Origin of the sequence: Nonlabens ponticola (assembly GCF_003966335.1) — a bacterium.
Lineage (GTDB): Bacteria > Bacteroidota > Bacteroidia > Flavobacteriales > Flavobacteriaceae > Nonlabens > Nonlabens ponticola.
Map to the genome: position 1 here is coordinate 2,267,316 of NZ_CP034549.1, position 17,976 is coordinate 2,285,291.

Annotated in this window: 19 protein-coding genes, 2 tRNA genes and 1 other RNA gene; 5 read left to right on the forward strand and 17 right to left on the reverse strand. The window is 40.1% G+C overall.

Annotated features, from left to right (window positions below; all coding sequences use genetic code 11):
* Positions 1–99: 99 nt before the first annotated feature.
* From EJ995_RS10325 to EJ995_RS10345, 5 genes are read right to left on the reverse strand one after another with little or no spacing between them, the layout of a single operon-like run.
* Positions 100–945: a DUF2911 domain-containing protein gene (locus EJ995_RS10325; RefSeq protein ID WP_126448227.1), complete on the reverse strand. Its 846-nt coding sequence runs from the start codon at positions 943–945 to the stop codon at positions 100–102.
* A gap of 21 nt (positions 946–966) precedes the next feature.
* Positions 967–1,356, reverse strand: a complete 390-nt coding sequence (locus tag EJ995_RS10330; protein ID WP_126448926.1) for a sulfite exporter TauE/SafE family protein — start codon at positions 1,354–1,356, stop codon at positions 967–969.
* 16 nt (positions 1,357–1,372) lie between these two features.
* Positions 1,373–2,836, reverse strand: a complete 1,464-nt coding sequence (cls, locus tag EJ995_RS10335; protein ID WP_126448229.1) for a cardiolipin synthase — start codon at positions 2,834–2,836, stop codon at positions 1,373–1,375.
* Between the two features lie 5 nt (positions 2,837–2,841).
* On the reverse strand, positions 2,842–3,759 hold the full coding sequence (locus EJ995_RS10340; protein WP_126448230.1) for a lytic transglycosylase domain-containing protein: 918 nt from the start codon (positions 3,757–3,759) through the stop codon (positions 2,842–2,844).
* 47 nt (positions 3,760–3,806) lie between these two features.
* The gene (locus EJ995_RS10345) at positions 3,807–4,457 is read right to left on the reverse strand and encodes an alpha/beta hydrolase (protein WP_126448232.1); all 651 of its coding nucleotides are present in this window, start codon (positions 4,455–4,457) and stop codon (positions 3,807–3,809) included.
* A gap of 172 nt (positions 4,458–4,629) precedes the next feature.
* On the opposite strand from EJ995_RS10345, the gene EJ995_RS10350 reads away from it, so the two are divergent.
* Positions 4,630–4,938, forward strand: coding sequence for a GNAT family N-acetyltransferase (locus tag EJ995_RS10350; RefSeq protein WP_126448234.1), 309 nt, complete (start codon positions 4,630–4,632; stop codon positions 4,936–4,938).
* 11 nt (positions 4,939–4,949) lie between these two features.
* Here EJ995_RS10350 and kdsB read toward each other — a convergent pair whose 3' ends face one another.
* Genes kdsB through EJ995_RS10370 form a run of 4 tightly spaced genes read right to left on the reverse strand, consistent with a single transcriptional unit; the run spans position 4,950 to position 8,167 of the window.
* Positions 4,950–5,684 (reverse strand): 3-deoxy-manno-octulosonate cytidylyltransferase, encoded by a 735-nt coding sequence (kdsB, locus tag EJ995_RS10355; protein WP_126448236.1) that lies wholly within the window; start codon positions 5,682–5,684, stop codon positions 4,950–4,952.
* Position 5,685: 1 nt separating this feature from the next.
* Positions 5,686–6,138 carry a hypothetical protein gene (locus EJ995_RS10360; RefSeq protein WP_126448238.1) on the reverse strand — a complete coding sequence of 151 codons (453 nt, stop codon included), beginning with the start codon at positions 6,136–6,138 and terminating at the stop codon, positions 5,686–5,688.
* Complete coding sequence (locus tag EJ995_RS10365) at positions 6,135–6,740, reverse strand: DUF4126 domain-containing protein (protein WP_126448240.1); 606 nt, start codon at positions 6,738–6,740, stop codon at positions 6,135–6,137. The genes EJ995_RS10360 and EJ995_RS10365 overlap by 4 nt, the downstream gene beginning before the upstream one ends.
* A gap of 2 nt (positions 6,741–6,742) precedes the next feature.
* Positions 6,743–8,167, reverse strand: coding sequence for an ATP-dependent DNA helicase (locus EJ995_RS10370; RefSeq protein WP_126448242.1), 1,425 nt, complete (start codon positions 8,165–8,167; stop codon positions 6,743–6,745).
* Between the two features lie 118 nt (positions 8,168–8,285).
* Between EJ995_RS10370 and EJ995_RS10375 the strand changes: the two genes are divergently transcribed.
* Genes EJ995_RS10375 through rsmD form a run of 3 tightly spaced genes read left to right on the forward strand, consistent with a single transcriptional unit; the run spans position 8,286 to position 10,307 of the window.
* Entirely contained in the window at positions 8,286–9,029 is a 744-nt protein-coding gene (locus tag EJ995_RS10375; RefSeq protein WP_126448244.1) for a hypothetical protein, read from the forward strand.
* A 19-nt stretch (positions 9,030–9,048) separates the two neighbouring features.
* A complete protein-coding gene (locus tag EJ995_RS10380) occupies positions 9,049–9,765 on the forward strand; it encodes a DUF3822 family protein (protein ID WP_164549904.1) in 717 nt (238 codons plus the stop codon).
* Complete coding sequence (rsmD, locus tag EJ995_RS10385) at positions 9,756–10,307, forward strand: 16S rRNA (guanine(966)-N(2))-methyltransferase RsmD (protein WP_126448249.1); 552 nt, start codon at positions 9,756–9,758, stop codon at positions 10,305–10,307. Before EJ995_RS10380 ends, rsmD begins: the two co-directional genes overlap by 10 nt.
* On the opposite strand, the gene rnpB is transcribed toward rsmD, so the two are convergent.
* An RNA gene (gene rnpB / locus EJ995_RS10390) (RNase P RNA component class A) lies at positions 10,308–10,671 on the reverse strand. It lies immediately after the preceding gene.
* 101 nt (positions 10,672–10,772) lie between these two features.
* Here rnpB and EJ995_RS10395 point away from each other — a divergent pair.
* On the forward strand, positions 10,773–12,701 hold the full coding sequence (locus EJ995_RS10395) for a DNA polymerase III subunit gamma/tau (protein WP_126448251.1): 1,929 nt from the start codon (positions 10,773–10,775) through the stop codon (positions 12,699–12,701).
* Positions 12,702–12,758: 57 nt separating this feature from the next.
* Here EJ995_RS10395 and EJ995_RS10400 read toward each other — a convergent pair whose 3' ends face one another.
* The 7 genes from EJ995_RS10400 to EJ995_RS10430 form a co-directional block, all read right to left on the reverse strand.
* Positions 12,759–13,331 carry an outer membrane beta-barrel protein gene (locus tag EJ995_RS10400; protein ID WP_126448253.1) on the reverse strand — a complete coding sequence of 191 codons (573 nt, stop codon included), beginning with the start codon at positions 13,329–13,331 and terminating at the stop codon, positions 12,759–12,761.
* A 46-nt stretch (positions 13,332–13,377) separates the two neighbouring features.
* The gene (locus EJ995_RS10405; protein WP_126448255.1) at positions 13,378–14,283 is read right to left on the reverse strand and encodes a Ppx/GppA phosphatase family protein; all 906 of its coding nucleotides are present in this window, start codon (positions 14,281–14,283) and stop codon (positions 13,378–13,380) included.
* Complete coding sequence (gene ppk1 / locus EJ995_RS10410) at positions 14,283–16,328, reverse strand: polyphosphate kinase 1 (RefSeq protein WP_126448257.1); 2,046 nt, start codon at positions 16,326–16,328, stop codon at positions 14,283–14,285. Before ppk1 ends, EJ995_RS10405 begins: the two co-directional genes overlap by 1 nt.
* On the reverse strand, positions 16,325–16,810 hold the full coding sequence (locus EJ995_RS10415; RefSeq protein ID WP_126448259.1) for a SixA phosphatase family protein: 486 nt from the start codon (positions 16,808–16,810) through the stop codon (positions 16,325–16,327). Before EJ995_RS10415 ends, ppk1 begins: the two co-directional genes overlap by 4 nt.
* Positions 16,807–17,451 carry a pyridoxamine 5'-phosphate oxidase gene (gene pdxH, locus EJ995_RS10420; RefSeq protein ID WP_126448261.1) on the reverse strand — a complete coding sequence of 215 codons (645 nt, stop codon included), beginning with the start codon at positions 17,449–17,451 and terminating at the stop codon, positions 16,807–16,809. The genes EJ995_RS10415 and pdxH overlap by 4 nt, the downstream gene beginning before the upstream one ends.
* 233 nt (positions 17,452–17,684) lie before the next feature.
* Positions 17,685–17,759 (reverse strand) — tRNA-Pro (locus tag EJ995_RS10425).
* 75 nt (positions 17,760–17,834) lie between these two features.
* Positions 17,835–17,918: transfer RNA gene (locus EJ995_RS10430), tRNA-Ser, on the reverse strand.
* Positions 17,919–17,976: the final 58 nt, after the last annotated feature.

The window sequence follows — 17,976 nt, forward strand, 5'->3', positions numbered from 1 at the left end:
TTACGCTTTCGCGAAAGCGTAATCGCAAGAAACACTACTGCATAAAAAAACCGATTGAATAAGACTCAAGCGGTTTAAATTTTGACTTGTAAGATCGTACTACATCTTCACGCCCCATTCTTCTAAAGAGATCTTATTTAATCTCACATAATCTGGGTTGGGTGCTTCTTGAGCGAGTTTTAAAGAGGTTTTTGCACTAGCAATGGCCTTGTCTTTTTGCCCCATTTGAGCTTCCATCAGTGATTTTTTTCTCCACATCCAGTAAGCCTTAGGGCTCATCTCTACCGCTTTATTGATCCATTCATAGGCTTGCTTCATGTCTTTACCAGAATCCATGTAGAAAGTCGCCGCACTATAATAATCTGAAGCCGTAGGACCTGTCATGATACGATTGATACTGGCCAACATTTTGGCATCTGTAGGTACCGTGAATGGCGCTGATACCTTTACATCGTCCCACATGATATCCATCACGGCATTGTCCATCTTCATGTCGTTTATACTGATGCTAAAGTTCTCCACCTTGCCATCAATTTTAGTTACTGGCACTTTTACTCTAGCAGCCACTAGGTTCTCATCCCAATCTTGTGGTGTACCCCAGTTATTAGTGTTAGAATAAAAAATCAATTCCCATTCTGATTTTCCTGGAATACTGTAAAGAGCATAATCGCCTGCGGCTAGCTTTGCACCACCTACAGTAACATCGTCGCCAAAACTTACAATGGTATTTGCATTTGCACCTGTACGCCATAATTTGTCATAAGGAACCAACGCACCAAATATATTGCGATCTCTCATCGCTGGTCTTGAGTAGTCTAGTGTGACCTCGGTAAGACCTACTGTTTGTGTCACCTTTGCGCTAGGACTAGGCTGTACGGCCACGATTTGTGCCTGTGCAAGACTTGCTGTCAAACAAACGGCTAATAATAAAATTACTTTTTTCATGATTTAGTTTTATTTATAAATTTAATTAACTCCTTGTGCTTTAGAGAAGAATATCATTTTTATAGCCACAATGAGCAGCACTACTCCAAAGACTTTTTTCAATAATTGTTGATTGATGTTCACGGCGATTTTTGAGCCAAAATATCCACCTACCACAAATGCCAGCGCAATAATGAGCGCATAACGCCAGTCCAACGTATGACCGCTAGAATGATAAGTATATGCAGCAACCAGAGTTACTGGGACTGCCAGCACGGCTAGACTCATTCCTTGTGCCTGATGTTGTGAATATCCCAGAAACCATATCGCTAGCGGTACCATCACCACGCCACCACCTACACCTACACTACCGCTCAAGAAACCAGCAATTAGTCCTAACAGGAGAAGTAGTAAAACGATTTCTACAGTCATGGTTGGTTTTTTCATATTATAATAATGGCGCCCATAGTCTACAAAAAGACTCTTTGAACTTATCCACTTTTGATCTTTCTGCCCAGCGATCTAAAATGATTTCCTGGCTTGACTCTAGATCTTTCTCAAATTGAACGTTGAGTTGCTGCGCAATATCGTCGTCATAGATAAGCGCATTGATCTCAAAGTTGATATCAAAACTACGATAATCCATATTAGAAGTTCCTACAGTGGCAAACTTGTCGTCAACAACCATGGTTTTTGCATGTAACATGCCTTTGCAGTACCACGATACTCGTGCGCCGCTGCGCAAAATTTCTTCAAAATATGATCGCGACGCATAGCGTGCTGCCCAGCTATCACCGGTTTCTGGCACTAGAATGTGGACGTCGATACCTGATCTTGAGGCACTTTTTAATGCTGTGAGAATTGCCTCGTTGGGAATAAAATATGGTGTGGTAATTCTTATGCTATGCTCCGCGGTAGTAATGGCGCTAAAAATAGCCTCCATGATATTTGCCCAATCTGTGTCAGGTCCGCTGGCGGCAATTTGCACAGCGGCACCTATGTTCTCATCAATCTCTGGAAAATAACTTTCCTTGATAGGCAGATTATCATTTTTAGAAACGAAAAACCAATTGAGTAGCCACTGCGATTGTAGGCTCTTAACTGCGTGACCTTCAATACGCAAATGTGTGTCTCGCCAATACATCTTGCCTCGTTCACCAGTATTTACGTAGTCGTCACTTATATTCACGCCGCCTAGATAACCTATATGGCCATCGATAACTATAATCTTGCGGTGGTTTCTATAATTAGCCTTACGCGTAAAATTGCTAAAAATCACCGGCATGAAAGAGTTAAGCTCAATGCCTACGGCTCGCATCCTGCGTCGTGCCTTTCCTGATAGATTACTACCTACTGAGTCGTAGATGAGCTTGACCTCAACGCCGCGCTGTGCAGCACCTACTAATTTATCAATGATCTTATTACCTATAACGTCATCCTGAATGATGAAATATTCTAGATGGATATGATCGGTAGCTTGATCAAGATCTTTAAAAATTGACTCAAAAGTCTTTTTACCATTGATCAACAATGTAAGATCATTGCGTCTCGTTAAAGGAGCACTATCGTTGTGTCGCAATAATTTCACCATTTTCACGCGATCTTCTAAAAAATCATCGTCAAAATCCTCTAGCTCTTTATCTGAAATGAAAAGGCGATCATTCCATTTTTTGATAAGATCATGGGAATTGATGTCCTTGCGTTTAAATATCTTGGACTTGCGATATTCCAGTCCAAAAAAGTAATAGATCACCAAGCCTATAAAAGGAAAAGCGACTAGAAACAGCAGCGAAGACAAGGTTTTGCGTGGATTTTGATTGTTGCGCAGCAGGAAAAATGCCGCACTCAAGGCTACTACATAATTAATTATGAGTAACGAGATAAACCAATTTCTAGCAAACCATTCCAGCATTTCTTTTACTTGTAATAACCGGCTTCAGGAATGGCGATGTGATAGAGCTTGCGTGACCTGTTGTTCAACTTAGCCTCTCGCAACCACGGATTATGGATTTTAAGTACTTTGTAGGATATTTTTTGCGCTTTCGCGAAAGCTGCCAAATCCTCAATCTCATAATCCACGTCAACATGCGTGACTGGAACCGAGGTGTATAAATGCTCAGGCGCTACCTGAAAACCGTACTTCTCAGGTTGTTCAATGATTTCCTTCAATGCCAAAATCCTAAAGACATATCGCGACGTTTCTGAATTAAGCAATAAATCATAGTAAGCATCCTCATCCTGTCGATCTTGCAGATTTGATATTCCTGCCTTACCCGCGTTGTATGCTGCTGCGGCAAGTGTCCAGGTACCAAATCGCGCTTTACTTTCTTTTAAATACTCACAAGCGGCTCTAGTGGCCATTTCAATGTGGTAGCGTTCATCTACATTAGAATTGACCTCAAGTCCTAGCTCGCGTGCGGTAGCTGGCATTAATTGCCAAAAACCTCTGGCTCCAGCTGGAGATACAGCTTGTGTCAAGGCACTTTCTGCGACGGCTAGATATTTAAAATCATCGGGTATGCCATTTTCTGCTAGGATAGGCTCTAGAATTGGGAAATACTTCTCGCTGCGCTTGATTAACTTGATAGCGTTTGACTGAAAGTACACGTTTGACAGCAGCTCGTTATCAAATCGCTCCTCTATATCAGGATCAGAAAGTGGGACAGATTCTCCTGCAAAATTCAAGTTTGCTGGCATCGCGAGAGAATGAACCACATAACCGTCCTTGACATGCATGTTGCTTGACTCTTGAGAATCATTTCTAGGTCCTTGAATTGCACCTACAATAGCTATTAATCCTACCGCAATGATACCACCTATCAATACTTTCTTCATCTTCAAATTTTTGTTTAAAGATAAAATATTGCTCAGATTAACTAGTCTTAATTGGCAATGATTTGGGGTAGGTTTTCATTAAACCACCTGTATCGATGGATTATCATAACATGCGTACCACCAGGCACTTGTATATAATCATCTATATACTTGACAGGAAAAACGGGATCTGCATCGCCATGAATGTGCGCTAATGGTGTGCTTATCTCTTTTGACTGCCAATTGATCAAAGTGTCGAGTGCCCATTTCATATAGATAGGGTCTACAACATTGAGGTATTGCTTGTAAAGAGCAGTTTTTTTAGGTGCGACCATACTCGCATACTTTGCAAGAAAGTCCACGTATTTTAATAATCCTGTAGGCAATATTTTGTGTAGCTGCGTGGCTCGTGACAATCGCATCCTACGAGGAAACTCTGCCGTAGATTTGACGCTTGATATAACAATCACCTTGCGAGCGTTAACCATTCTAGATAATTCTTGAACGATAACAGCACCAAAGGAGACACCAATTAATACCACATCCTCGTGTTTTAGAGTCATGCTAAGTCGCTCACAGTAACTATGCATGGATTCCTTGACCGATAGCGGTGCCAGCCAATCCATTAAATGAATTGTATACTCCTCTTCTGGTAGTTTGATGTGTTCAAAAATCCTAGGTGAAGCGGCCATTCCAGGCATCATATAGACATGGATCATAGTTTCAATAGGCAATTAAAAATCAGCATATTAACATTGTTAAAAACTTAACATATACTGAAGTGTTGTATATTTGCAAAGTTAATCAAGCAATTTTTATCCTAGCTCTCATACCTATAATGACAATACTTATAGGTGCTAAATGTTGCGCGACTGGATCAAAAGAATGAATATGGATACTACAACGATTGAAATTACCGACAACGCTTTTCTACGTCAATATGAAACGTTGCTCGATGGCAAAAAAGCCAAAATTGAATACGCACAACAAGAGCGCAAAATATTCCTTACTAAATTAATTATTCCAGAAAGTCACGCTGACGATGCAGACTTTAAGACTGATTTTCTCAAAGCAGTTTTTGCAGATATTAGAGACAACAAAAAGCTCAAGGTTGTGCCTACACACCCTACCATCGCAGGTTTTGTACGTAAGCACCGCAATGAATACAAAGAAATGTTACCAGTAGGTATCAGTATCTAAACACTTGTTTTTTAGCTTTTCATCCACAATTTTATAGCACGTTCTAGATCTTGCGGTGTATCAATACCAATACTGGCTTGAGATGTCTTGATCATGCGTATTTTTTTACCATGTTCTAGATATCTTATACCTTCAATTTTTTCAGCTAGTTCTAGTGGTGTAGGTTGTGAATGGTAGAAGTCCATTAATGCTTTTTTCCTAAAAGCATAGATACCAATATGTTTATATACTGGCTGGATATGATGCTCATCTCGTTGAAATGGGATTGCGGCTCGTGAGAAATACATAGCGTTGCTACATTGATCTACAATCACTTTTACATTATTAGGATTCTCAACATCCGCTGGGTCTATTAATTCATGCATGAGCGATGTGAGATCAATGGATTGATCTTGATCCTTTTCAAAAATTTCAAGCAGTCGTGATAAATCCTCGCGATTTGTAAATGGTTCATCTCCTTGTACATTGACCACAATGTCCGCATCTATATTCTGGGCAGCCTCGGCAATGCGATCTGTGCCGCACTCGTGCTCTTTTTGACTCATGATTGCGTTACCGCCATGCTGTAGTATCACATCATGAATCTTACCGCTATCTGTCACGACAAATACCTCATCAAAAAGCTGGGTGTTTACCGTCGCTTCATAAGTGCGCACGATGACAGGCTTGCCAGCAAGATCCTGCAATAATTTTTCAGGAAAGCGAGAAGCTTGTAATCTGGCTGGAATGATGGCGATTTTGCGCATGTTAGTAATTTAATGGGACTGTAAATTTACCACCAGCTTCTTCCACCTGAATACCTTTTGATCTCAAAAAGTCGGTAAAATCTGCTAATTGAGCATCTGTATCAAAAGCTAATTGTCGGTATTTGATGACACTTAATTTCAAATTAACCGAACGTCCTTGAGAGCTTTTTCGGTACACTGCCTTTTCTATAGTTTCCAATTTAATTTCACGTGCCACACTATTTGTTATGAATAGTAGGAATGACAACAAAAACGCTATGACTCCAATACCTGTGATAATCACAGCCATTGCACTAGGAACGTAATCAATTAATGGTCTTATCATATTGACGCCACTGAAGACTCCTATCATGATAAACGCCCATAATCTGTACCTAGCGTTATCTTCTATCATAACGTTCTGTGTGGATTCATCCCAGCTCCACTGTGCTGATTTTCTATCTAAAAAACTCATGATGTGGTTGTAGGTTTATTGTGATTATGCTTTCGCGAAAGCTGACTCCTCTTAAACATTTTCTTATACAATTTGCGTATCCCAAGAATGAGCAACACTACAAGAATGAATGCGATTACTGGAGCAAAAATAGATAGAAAACTAAGCACAAGACTGAAGACGACTTCCACCACATTAATGATGGGATTTGCGATTCCTGCTGTGGCGGTCGTGCTGGCCGCTCTAGTAGCACCAGTGCTGCTGGCAATTGTTGCTGCTGTACCACCACCTGCAATGATGGCCAGTGTCCAGCTGTAAATAGGGTCAAGATCTGTTACCACGCTTACCATTACTAATGTTCCTGCGATAGTCGCGAGAGGTATGGTGATGCTGTCCAATAAGTTATCTACTACTGGAATGAAATAGGCTGCAATCTCTATCACAGATGCGACACTTAATAGCGTGATGGCCGTCAAGCTGCCAGCCCATTGCCAGCTCTCGTTGAGTGGTATCCAGCCTACATAACTTGCAATACTAAGCAGCAATAAAGGCACAAAAACACGGAAGCCTGCACTGGCGCTTAATCCTATTCCTAATAATACACTTGCGATGATTTCCCACATGATCAGTACTCTACAAAATATTCTTTATTGAAGCCTATAAGGTACAAATTTGATTTGGCTCGCGTGACAGCGGTGTACAACCATCTTAAATAATCCTTGCTGGGACCTTCTGGTAGATAGGGTTGCTCTACAATTACGTTTTCCCATTGCCCACCTTGGGATTTATGGCACGTGATCGCATAGGAAAACTTGACCTGCATGGCGTTGAAAAAGGGATTAGCCTTGATTTCTTTGTACTGTTTCCATTTAGGTAACTTCAAATAATCCATGCGTACTTCTTGATATAAGGAGTTGCTTTGCTCATAGGTGAGTGATGGAGACTCTGACGTTAGCGTATCCAGTATCAAGACGGTTTCAAAAGGTTTTTCATTAGGGTAATCGACCATGCGCACCTTGACTTCTGCAAAACGGAAGCCATATAAATTCTTGAAAGAGAATATCTCGAGTATTTCAATAATATCACCATTTGCTATAAAGCCAGCATCACTGGTAGGTTTGAGCCAGTGATAATTGTTCTTGACAACCATTAAATAATCGCCAGACTCAACCTCACTTTCTCTAAAAAGGATTCGAGACCTTATTTGCTGATTGTACAAGTTTGCTCTTTTATTAGAACGTACAATTATAGCTGTCTCTTCATGGCCTTGCTGGTCATAGGCGCCCATCACTGTTTCCATGATCTCGTGACCGTCGATAAGTCGCTGGATATCTTTGAAATGTGTCAAGTCAAACTTAAAATTGAACTGTTCTTGCTCAATATGATTTCTTATTTGAGTAGCGTTTGCGAGAATTCCTGAATTGACGGTTTGTCGCTTTACTTCATCCAGTTCTACATCTGTAACTTCTTTCAAGAATCGTTGCTCTAACAATTGAGAATCCAGTGCTGGCGATACGTCTAGCTTTACTGGAGGCAGTTGTGCGGTATCACCTATAATGATGAGTTTGCATTTCATACCGTTATATACGTATTCAATAAGGTCATCCAGTAAGGAGCCATTACCGCCGAACATGTTATTGTTTGCTTGCACATCTGGTATCATCGATGCCTCGTCGACTATAAATAGAGTGTTGCGATGTTTATTTGCCTTAAGTGTGAATTGGACATTGCCGCCGCCTTGACCTTTTGGGTAGTAAATCTCCCTGTGAATGGTAGCGGCTTGTTGATTTGAGTAACTTGAAATGACTTTGGCAGCTCTACCAGTTGGAGCAAGTAGCGTGGCGCTTTTTTTTACTTTCCAAAGACTTTTTACGAGGCTACTGATGATGGTAGTCTTACCTGTACCAGCGTAACCACGCAACATGAAAATGCGATTATGGGATAGATCCATGATAAAATCTGCTAGTTCTTCCAATGCTCGATCCTGCTGTGAGGTAGGCGTGAACGGAAAATCTAGCTTGAGAGTATTGTAAAATTCGTCTGAGGTCATGAAAAGTGTGGAAAACCAGCGTATAAACTTACTTCAAAAAAAAGACGAGCCATTAGGCTGAGTGAAAAAAAATTGTAGATTTGTTTGCTTTGGAAATAAGCTTTTAAACCCAACACTTATGCTTAATTTAATCTTGTCGGTAGTTATTGGAATCATAGTTCTCGTGCTACTTGCGATTTTTATCAATAAAATACCACGCAAATTTCATATTGTTATCATCATCGTGCTACTCGCGTTGATAGGTTTCTTTGGCTTTAAGTTATACCAATCCATCGCAGAGCCAGTGAAGTTTGAAGCAGTAAAAGAAGAGCGTTATAAGAAAGTGGTAGAGAAGCTTACTCAAATAAGAGATGCACAAGCAGCTCACAAAACCATTAGAGGTGTTTACACAGACGATATCAATGCACTTGCTGCTTTTATCGACACGGCACAATTTGCTATAACTACAAAACGTGATACAAGTGTTGCAGATGAAGAGAAAAACCGCGCCTTTAGAGTAAGTGGTTACTACAAGGAAATCACAATCACAGATACTCTAGGATTTACCTCAGTTAAGGATTCTATGTTCCGTAATGTAGATGTTAGAAACCTACTCGCCTATCCTATAGAAGGCGTTGATCAAAAAATGACCTTGAAAACGGATGTCGTTATTGATGGTGAGAATAGAATTAGCGTTTTTGAAGCAACGGCTGATAAAGCAGTAATACTATACGATCAACCGGAGAAGTTGGTACAACAAGAACTTGAGGTAAAAGCTGTAGAAGCGATCGATGGCCCAACTATTAAAGTAGGTAGCCTAGAAGAAGTAACAACTAGTGGTAACTGGCCTAGACAATATGCAGTCCAGAGAAACAACAAATAATTTACCTTCATCATATAGATTGTCCGTCCTGATTCATCAGGATGGACTTTCTTTTTTTATCGATAATGGTAACGAGATTGTCAATACGATCACTCGAGATTTCAAGCATCAATCCAATCCTATCGAGATCCTAGAATCAATTGAGCAAGCTTATGAACAAGAGGATAAGCTGCAACAAAAATTTGATGAAGTAAACCTGATCTATCACCACTCTATACTTTCGTTGGTTCCAGCATCTTTATACGAGGAGTCGCTGCAGGCTGATTACTTAAAATATAACACCCGTATTTTACAGACTGATGTAATAAGCATTGACGAGAACGTAGGAAATATGAATGTGAATGTGGTCTATATCGCCTACTCTAACATTAATAATTTCTTCTTTGATAAATATGGTGATCACCAATACTATCATTACAGCTCTAGATTATTACCAATTATAAAAGAGGTAGATGGCCTCCATATAGAAATGATGGATTCTCATTTTTATCTTACGGCCATACAGCAGGGCAAACTCATTGCTCACAACAGCTTTCCCTATGACGAGATAGAAGATGTGCTCTATTACACGCTATATGCTATGAGTCAACATCAACTAGATCCTGAAACGATTGACACCTATTTGCGTGGCGGCAATGTAGATCCCAAATTATTTGATTTGCTCTACATGTATATACGCAAGCTGCACCGTGACAAAGAATATACTATACACTTGAACAAATTGATATGCGCATAATTTCTGGAATTCATAAGGGACGACGCATTCAAGCACCCAAAAAGCTACCAGTGCGGCCTACTACTGATATGGCCAAGGAAGCTTTGTTCAACATTTTAAGACACCAGATTCATATTCACGACATAAGCGTGCTGGAATTGTTTGCCGGTAGCGGTAACATGTCCTATGAATTTGCGAGTCGCGGCGCTGGTCAAGTGACTGCAGTAGATTCACACATGCCATGTGTTGCCTTCATTCAAAAAACCGCTACTGAACTTGATCTACCCATTGATACCCTAAAGGCAGATGCATTCAAATTTCTAGAGAAGCATACAGGTAGTTACGACATCATTTTTGCCGATCCACCCTATGCGATTGAACAAGATGAATTTCTTAAAATACCAGAATTTGTCGCGAGTAACAAATTGCTTAAGGACGATGGTCTGTTGATAATTGAACATTCTAAGCATACAGACCTTAGCAATCACGAGACCTTTGATAATGCACGTCGATATGGCGGTACGGTCTTTAGTTTTTTCAAACCAGCATCTCAAGAAGAATAATAAAAAAGCAGGCCTGTAAGCTGGATTCTGTCGTTGCACATGCGCGCAACGCCTTATCATTTATCTAGGATCGTGATTACTCACGACCTCTATCTGCCTACCCTTCAAAATCGCGCGGATCGCACTCAAGCTTTGATATACTGGGCATTGCACCACATAGAGTTTACCTGATTTCACTACAGCATTACCTGTACATTCTTTCTGTTGCACTTGTCCTATTACGCTTTCGCGAAAGCTAACTCATCAAAGAGCGCCCTGCAAAAGCACAACGACGGTCGTTAACCGCTATGCCATCCTATGGTGTCCAGACTTTCCTCCTTGCGCAACACTAGGTCAAACGCACGGCGATAAGGCGGCCTGCTGCGGCAAAATTATCACTATTTGTGCCGTTCCTGTTAATAATTTAATCAAATATGCTGCATTAATTACCGCTGCTAGAAATAGAAGAAATTATCTTTGAAATGCATGGAACCTTTTATCGTATCAGCCCGTAAGTATCGTCCAGAAACATTTGAAGATGTTGTGGGACAAGGTGCTATCACAAAAACGCTGGAGAATGCCATTGAGAGCAATCATCTAGCGCAGGCATTGTTGTTTACTGGGCCACGTGGTGTAGGTAAAACTACCTGTGCGCGTATTCTTGCTAAAAAAATCAACCAGCACGATGTTGAATATGATGAGAACGAGGATTTTGCCTTTAACATATTTGAACTGGATGCCGCGTCAAACAACAGTGTTGATGGTATAAGAGACTTGATAACACAAGTGCGCATACCACCGCAGGTAGGAAAGTACAAGGTGTATATTATCGATGAGGTACACATGCTGTCAACGGCAGCATTCAATGCCTTTCTTAAAACGCTTGAGGAACCGCCTAAACACGCCATTTTTATCCTTGCAACTACTGAGAAGCATAAGATCATACCAACCATCTTATCACGGTGTCAAATATTTGATTTTAAGCGTATTACGGTAAGCGCGATGCGCGAGCATCTTAAAAAGATCGCTGCAAAAGAAGGTATCACCGCAGATGAGGAAGCACTCCAGATCATCGCTCAAAAAGCTGATGGTGCTCTTAGGGATTCACTATCGATTTTTGATCGCGTGGTGAGTTTCTCTGGTAAGGATCTTACAATCAAGGCTGTTACTGAAAATCTTAATGTTCTAGATCGCGATACTTATTTCCAGATAACTCAATTGATTCTAGAGAATAACATTCCGCAGCTGTTGGTCGATTATGATCAAATCATGGTAAAGGGGTTTGACGGGCAACATTTTCTTAATGGGCTGGCATCACACTTTAGAGACTTAATGGTTTGTAAGGATCAACGTACCATACCATTGCTGGAATTGGGCGAAAGCACTAAGGCTAAATACATTGAGCAATCCAGCGCAACCGACATGCGTTTCCTACTGGAAGCAATTGAAGTTACCAATACTGCTGATCTTAAATATCGATCCAGTCGCAATCAACGACTTCTGGTAGAATTATGCCTCATGCAGCTTGCCTCCATCACCGCACCACTTGCTGGTGAAAAAAAAAAGCCAGCTAGCTATATAATTCCAGCAGCCCATTATAGCGACGCACAGGTAGCAGAGCCCAATACGCAACCATCTGCTGCAAAAACTAATGATACCACTGTATTAGAATCAAAGCCAGCAGAAAATACTCGGACCACCTATCCTGAATCTCATAGTACGTCTGAAACCGCGCAAACATCGACACCTGCTAACACCTCATTGCAAAGCGCTGAACCAAAGCACGTAACTGATAACGAGCCAATCTCGCACCAGCAGAATCCTAAACAGAGTGATTCAAATGAAGCCAATGTCGATAGCAGTCAGCAAGACGTTCGCGCAACTGAAAATTCTAAGGAATTATCCAATCAAGAGCGTTTAAAGCAAGCTCGCGAGGCTCTTTTAGCTAGAACTGGCAATCGATTTACAGAACATTCTTTATCTGGTATTGAGAAAAAGAAACAATTCCTTTCTCAAAAAGAAGATAAAGTGGTTCATACTGATAAGCTACCAGAACGTGATTTCTCACAAGAAGAGTTATTGTTGGTTTGGGATAAGTATGTAGAACACTTGAGAGAAAGAGGTCAACGTATACTTGCCAGCGTGCTCAATATTGACAGGCCACAATTGGATGGTACAGTTATAAAGTTGCGTTTTCCTAATCAATCTATGAAAGAGGATCTTGAAAAAAGTCAAGGTCAGATATACGATTTCCTGAAACGTGAACTACAGAATTATAACCTTACCATTGAGGTTGCCGTCGATAAAGCGGTCACTAAAAAATACGTGTACACAGATGGCGATAAATACACCAAACTTGTTGAGAAAAACCCGGCCATAGAGGTACTGCGCAAAACTTTTGATCTAGAGTTCTAAAGCGAAAAAGCCTGAAACTTAAAGTCTCAGGCTTTTTGATTTGAATTGTTTTAGTAATTACAATCTATAGGATATTCCTATTTGGTAAAATCTATTTTCTGCGTTGAAACCTTGATTTTCTAGGCTACCTTCAAAAACATTAGTAAGTCCGTAACCGTATCTAGCGTCAATACTAAATCCATCAAGAAACCTGAATCCTATACCACCAGTCGCCCATATATCGCTGTCATAGTAATCACCATCATCATTTTCTGAAACGTTGAGCGCATATTTTGCTCCAGCATTTACATAAAAGAAATCAGTAATATTAATCTGACCCAATAATCCACCACTAGCCCAATTTACTTTGAGATCCACTGGGTTGCCATTTTCTAGTATGAGGCGATCCTCTTTTACACCTAGGGCATCAAAACCTATCTCTGGTATTAGAGAAAAGGTTTTACCTAGCGGTATTTCTGCAAAGAAATAGACCGATGCGCCTATCCTATTATCTGGATCGTCAAGAAGATCTGTATCAAGATCAGAATAATTGGCTCCTAGACGAAAACCATAAGCGGTCTCATTACGCACCTGCGCCGTTGTAAAAAACGTCATCAATAATCCAGTGGTGAGAAGTAGATATTTGAACATATCGTTGTTTTATAAATTGTTAGAGTAAAAATAGTCAATAATAAAATTACTGCGACTTATCATATTTCTGATTGTATATAGACTTAATAATACCATCTGCTAGACCTATTTTAGGAACATGAATGTTTTTGGCCTCACTCCACTTCATAGCTCGCAGATAAATACGACACGCTGGAATAATTACATCTGCCCTATCTTGATTAAGCGCTAGATGATAAATACGTTCTTCATAAGTATAACTCTGTAATTTCTCATAATAGGAACTCAAATAGAAATAAGATAATGGACTACCTACTGACTTACCGCTATTCTTGAAGATGTTATTGATATTTCCGCCAGAACCTATTAGTTCAATTTTATTGTACGGCTTACAGACCTCTTTGATCCATTGCTCAGCTTCTTGCCATAAATGGCTCTTTACCATGTCATTGAGCAATCTCACGGTACCTATCTTAAAGGATCTGGAAACGATCGATTTACCGTCTGCGTATAAGGTAAATTCTGTACTACCACCACCTACGTCAACATATAGGTATACTTTGTTGACATCAATCATATTGTGCAAGTCAGTCATTGCAATAATTGCAGCCTCGTGAGAACCATCGATGATCTCAATATCGATACCGCAGTTCTTCTTTATGACTTTGCTTATGTCAGGCCCATTACTCGCATCCCGCATGGCACTAGTAGCATAAGCCTTATATTCAAGGACGTTGTGTACAGACATCAATCTACTGTACGCCTGCATGGTGTCTAACATGCGTGACTTATTACGATCTGAAATCTTACCATCGGTAAAAACATCTTGACCTAATCTAATTGGCACACGTACCAGACTGGTCTTTTTAAATACAGGTGGTTGATCATCAAATTGATTAACCGTCGCAACTAGTAGTCTGATCGCATTAGATCCTATATCAATCGCTGCGTATTTTTCAGTCAAAAATCCCATTAATCTAATTGATTTTTATAATACTCATAAGTGGCATATTGAGATCGAACTGCCTCTTTTTTATTTTGGACATATGCATTGCTTTGGTCCTGATCAATGACTCGCGCTTTAACGTTGTCGTTCCAGCATATATCCATCGTCTCAAGTATTTCATTCTTGATGTCCTTATCATATATAGGACATGCTATTTCTACACGACTGTCTAGGTTTCTAGGCATGAAATCGGCACTTGAAATATAGAGTTTGGTATCTCCATCATTGTGGAAATAATAAACTCTAGGATGTTCTAGGTAACGATCAACTACACTTATTGCTGTGATGTTTTCGCTCATACCTTTGACACCAGGAACTAGACAACATATTCCTCTAACAATAAGCTCGATTTTTACACCTGCATTAGAGGCTTTGTAGAACAGATCGATCATTTGAAAGTCTGAAAACGAATTGAGTTTTAAACGTATATGTGCTTTTTTTCCTGCTTTCGCGAAAGCTATCTCACGATTGACAGCTTGCGTTATTCCAGCCCTTAAATTATGTGGGCTTACCATCAAGTGCTTATAATTGTGCTGCTTATAATTCACTTCAAAAAATTGAAATACCTTCTCAACTTCCTTAAGAATCTTTTTATTGCAGGTGAATAAGGTGTAATCTGTGTAAATTCCTGCTGTTGACTCGTTGAAATTTCCTGTCGAAATAAAACCATAGCGAGCAAGCTTCTTACCTTCTCTTCTCGTGACGACACATGCCTTACAATGTACTTTCAATCCAGGCACACCAAATATCATGGCAATACCTTCTTCCTGCATTAGCTCTGCATAATTGATATTTGCCTGCTCATCAAATCGAGCTTGCAGCTCTATGGATACCGTAACTCGTTTGTTATTACGGGCAGCATTTATCAATGACCCAGCAATCTGAGAAACCTCAGCCAATCTATAGATGGTGATCTTTATTTCTTCCACCTGAGGATCTAGAGCAGCTTCTCGCAAGAATTTTGTGGTATTGGCAAAGGTGTGATATGGTGCGTACTGCAAGATGTCCTTGTGAGCGATCTTCTTGAGCAATGACCCTTTAATATCTACATTCTTTATAGGTAATGGCGTTTGCTTTTCATAAAGCAAGTCGGTGCGTCCCAAACTAGGAAATTTCAAGTAATCACGCCTATTGTGATAACGACCGCTAGGAATTATGGAATCGGTATCATCAATATCTAATTTTGACATGATCAGGTTGATGGTATCCTCATGAATAGTCCTGTCATAAACAAATCTTACTGGATCTCCATCTTTTCTATCATAAACGCTGTCTCGAATTTTTTCCAGCAAGCTCTTTTTTAAATCAAGATCAATATCAAGTTCAGCATCTAGGGTAACCTTAATCATGTGCGCCTCAATACTCGTGTAATCAAAAATGCTGAATAGGTAATGCATTCTATGACGTATCAAATCGTCAATGAGCATCACGTACTGCTTACCATCATTGATGTCTGGTAATGTTACAAACCTATTAAGGTGTCTAGGCTTTTCAATCAATGCTAGTTTTGGTTCAGAATTTTCAAATTCCATACGCACTGCCAGATATCCCATTCCATCACGCAAGGGTGGCAAGTCAGCATCCTTATTTATCATAATCACTCCTAATGCTGGACTGATTTTCTCGTTAAAGTAATTTCTAATGTATGGCTCGTGTTCTTTGAGAACTTCAGTCTCATCGAGGATAATAATATTTTCTTTGCGCAGCTCTTCTTCTAGCTCATTAAGAATTTGGAAACTTAAGGTTTGATCCTCAATAACCATCTTATTGATTTCATTTAATAGATCGCCAGCGCTTATACCGCCTAGGGATTTGGTTGCATTTTTTCCCGCACGATAGATACGCTGTATGGTCGCATATCGCACCTTGAAAAACTCATCTAGATTATTAGAGAAAATCCCTAGAAATCGCAATCGTTCAATCAATGGAACACTAGGATCGTTTGCTTCCTGTAAAACACGCGCATTGAAACGCAACCAGCTCAACTCTCTATTATAATATTGTGGTGTCATCGTATTTGTTTGGGGAATAAATGAAAAGCCGTTGTGCCTGATGTCAGGTCACTCCATTTTGGGATATCAAAATCAATGACTACCACTCCTGTGGTAGGTACATTATCAAATCTGGTAGAACCATACTGATTGGCAAACTCAGTCAAGCCATGATTATGAGAAAAAACGAGAAGCGTGTCAACCTCATTAGTCACTTCTTTAATAGCAACTGCTAGTTCATTGCTATCAAATGTGTAAAGGCTCCTGTTTAATTTTAAAGAACTTAGATTATAATCTAGATACTCAGTAACGATGGTTGCTGTTTGCAGTGCTCGTGCAGCTGGACTACTCATGATCAAGTCTGGCTTGAGGCTTGTTTTCAATAAAGCCTTACCTATTAAATGACCATCTTCAACGCCGCGCTGTTGTAGGACACGATCGTAATCACGCACATTAAGATCCCAAGAAGACTTGCCATGACGTATGAGGATCAACTTCTTCATGGTGCCAATCTTTTTGCTTGCCATTGATTATCAACTTTTTCAAACAAGAATCTATCATGCAAACGATTGGGCCTACCCTGCCAGAATTCATAACTCACAGCTTTACATTCATATCCACCCCAAAAATCTGGTCGTGGAACATCAGTTCCCTCAAACTTTTTAGTATAAAATTGTTCAAGCGTTTCTAATTCTTCCCGAGAGCTAATGACAGAGCTTTGATGACTTGTCCATGCTCCTAGCTGACTTCCTCGTGGCCTCGAGTTAAAGTAATTAATGGACTGTTCATCTGGAACCTTGGCTGCCATGGCTTTTATAATAATCTGTCTCTCTAATGCGGGCCAGAAAAAATGGATAGCCACATGAGAGTTTGCATCAATCGCTTGTGCCTTTTCAGAGGTGTAATTTGTGTAAAAAACAAAACTGTCTTCTTGTTTTTCTTTAAGCAGGACAATTCGTGATTTAGGAAAACCATCGTCGCCTATCGTTACTATACCCATGGCATTTGCTTCTTCTATCTGATCATTAGAACGAGTTTCTTCAAACCATCGCTCGAACAATTCATATGGCTTACCGGGTAAACTACTTTCTAGAAGCGCGCTTTTTTCATAGGATTTGCGCAATTCATTCAATTGTTTCTCCATGATCAATCTTTACTGCAATTTAAGGATTTGGCTTTACAATTATACCGCTTGCAGTAATAGCCTTTACTAGAAAAAGAAAGATGTTCTAGGGCAGTATTAGTCGGTATCTCGCTTTCGCGAAAGCGGAATCAAGAAAAACAACTCTGCTATCGATTATCAGAAAACTCGAAAACTAAAAAAGCCTATCAAACAAGGTTTGATAGGCTTTATGACTCAATCCATACAGATTTTTGTCGGGGTGGCAGGATTCGAACCTGCGACCTCCTCGTCCCAAACGAGGCGCGATGACCGGGCTACGCTACACCCCGAATTTTATTATAATCAGTTCGGGTACTGAGTGAGTCTTTTCTGGTTAAAAACTTCTTCCTGAAAAGGTCTCTTTGCGGAGAGACAGGGATTCGAACCCTGGCGACGGTTGCCCGTCGACAGATTAGCAATCTGCTCCATTACCACTCTGGCACCTCTCCTAAATATTTAAAGAACTATGCTTATTTCTCAAAGCGGTTGCAAATGTAATCTATGTTT

Bases quoted from the DNA above. Each gene is read 5' to 3' on its own strand.
- EJ995_RS10325 (WP_126448227.1), bottom strand. From the start codon at position 945: ATGAAAAAAGTAATTTTATTATTAGCCGTTTGTTTGACAGCAAGTCTT.
- EJ995_RS10330 (WP_126448926.1), bottom strand. From the start codon at position 1,356: ATGACTGTAGAAATCGTTTTACTACTTCTCCTGTTAGGACTAATTGCT.
- cls (WP_126448229.1), bottom strand. From the start codon at position 2,836: ATGCTGGAATGGTTTGCTAGAAATTGGTTTATCTCGTTACTCATAATT.
- EJ995_RS10340 (WP_126448230.1), bottom strand. From the start codon at position 3,759: ATGAAGAAAGTATTGATAGGTGGTATCATTGCGGTAGGATTAATAGCT.
- EJ995_RS10345 (WP_126448232.1), bottom strand. From the start codon at position 4,457: ATGATCCATGTCTATATGATGCCTGGAATGGCCGCTTCACCTAGGATT.
- EJ995_RS10350 (WP_126448234.1), top strand. From the start codon at position 4,630: ATGGATACTACAACGATTGAAATTACCGACAACGCTTTTCTACGTCAA.
- kdsB (WP_126448236.1), bottom strand. From the start codon at position 5,684: ATGCGCAAAATCGCCATCATTCCAGCCAGATTACAAGCTTCTCGCTTT.
- EJ995_RS10360 (WP_126448238.1), bottom strand. From the start codon at position 6,138: ATGAGTTTTTTAGATAGAAAATCAGCACAGTGGAGCTGGGATGAATCC.
- EJ995_RS10365 (WP_126448240.1), bottom strand. From the start codon at position 6,740: ATGTGGGAAATCATCGCAAGTGTATTATTAGGAATAGGATTAAGCGCC.
- EJ995_RS10370 (WP_126448242.1), bottom strand. From the start codon at position 8,167: ATGACCTCAGACGAATTTTACAATACTCTCAAGCTAGATTTTCCGTTC.
- EJ995_RS10375 (WP_126448244.1), top strand. From the start codon at position 8,286: ATGCTTAATTTAATCTTGTCGGTAGTTATTGGAATCATAGTTCTCGTG.
- rsmD (WP_126448249.1), top strand. From the start codon at position 9,756: ATGCGCATAATTTCTGGAATTCATAAGGGACGACGCATTCAAGCACCC.
- EJ995_RS10395 (WP_126448251.1), top strand. From the start codon at position 10,773: ATGGAACCTTTTATCGTATCAGCCCGTAAGTATCGTCCAGAAACATTT.
- EJ995_RS10400 (WP_126448253.1), bottom strand. From the start codon at position 13,331: ATGTTCAAATATCTACTTCTCACCACTGGATTATTGATGACGTTTTTT.
- EJ995_RS10405 (WP_126448255.1), bottom strand. From the start codon at position 14,283: ATGGGATTTTTGACTGAAAAATACGCAGCGATTGATATAGGATCTAAT.
- ppk1 (WP_126448257.1), bottom strand. From the start codon at position 16,328: ATGACACCACAATATTATAATAGAGAGTTGAGCTGGTTGCGTTTCAAT.
- EJ995_RS10415 (WP_126448259.1), bottom strand. From the start codon at position 16,810: ATGAAGAAGTTGATCCTCATACGTCATGGCAAGTCTTCTTGGGATCTT.
- pdxH (WP_126448261.1), bottom strand. From the start codon at position 17,451: ATGGAGAAACAATTGAATGAATTGCGCAAATCCTATGAAAAAAGCGCG.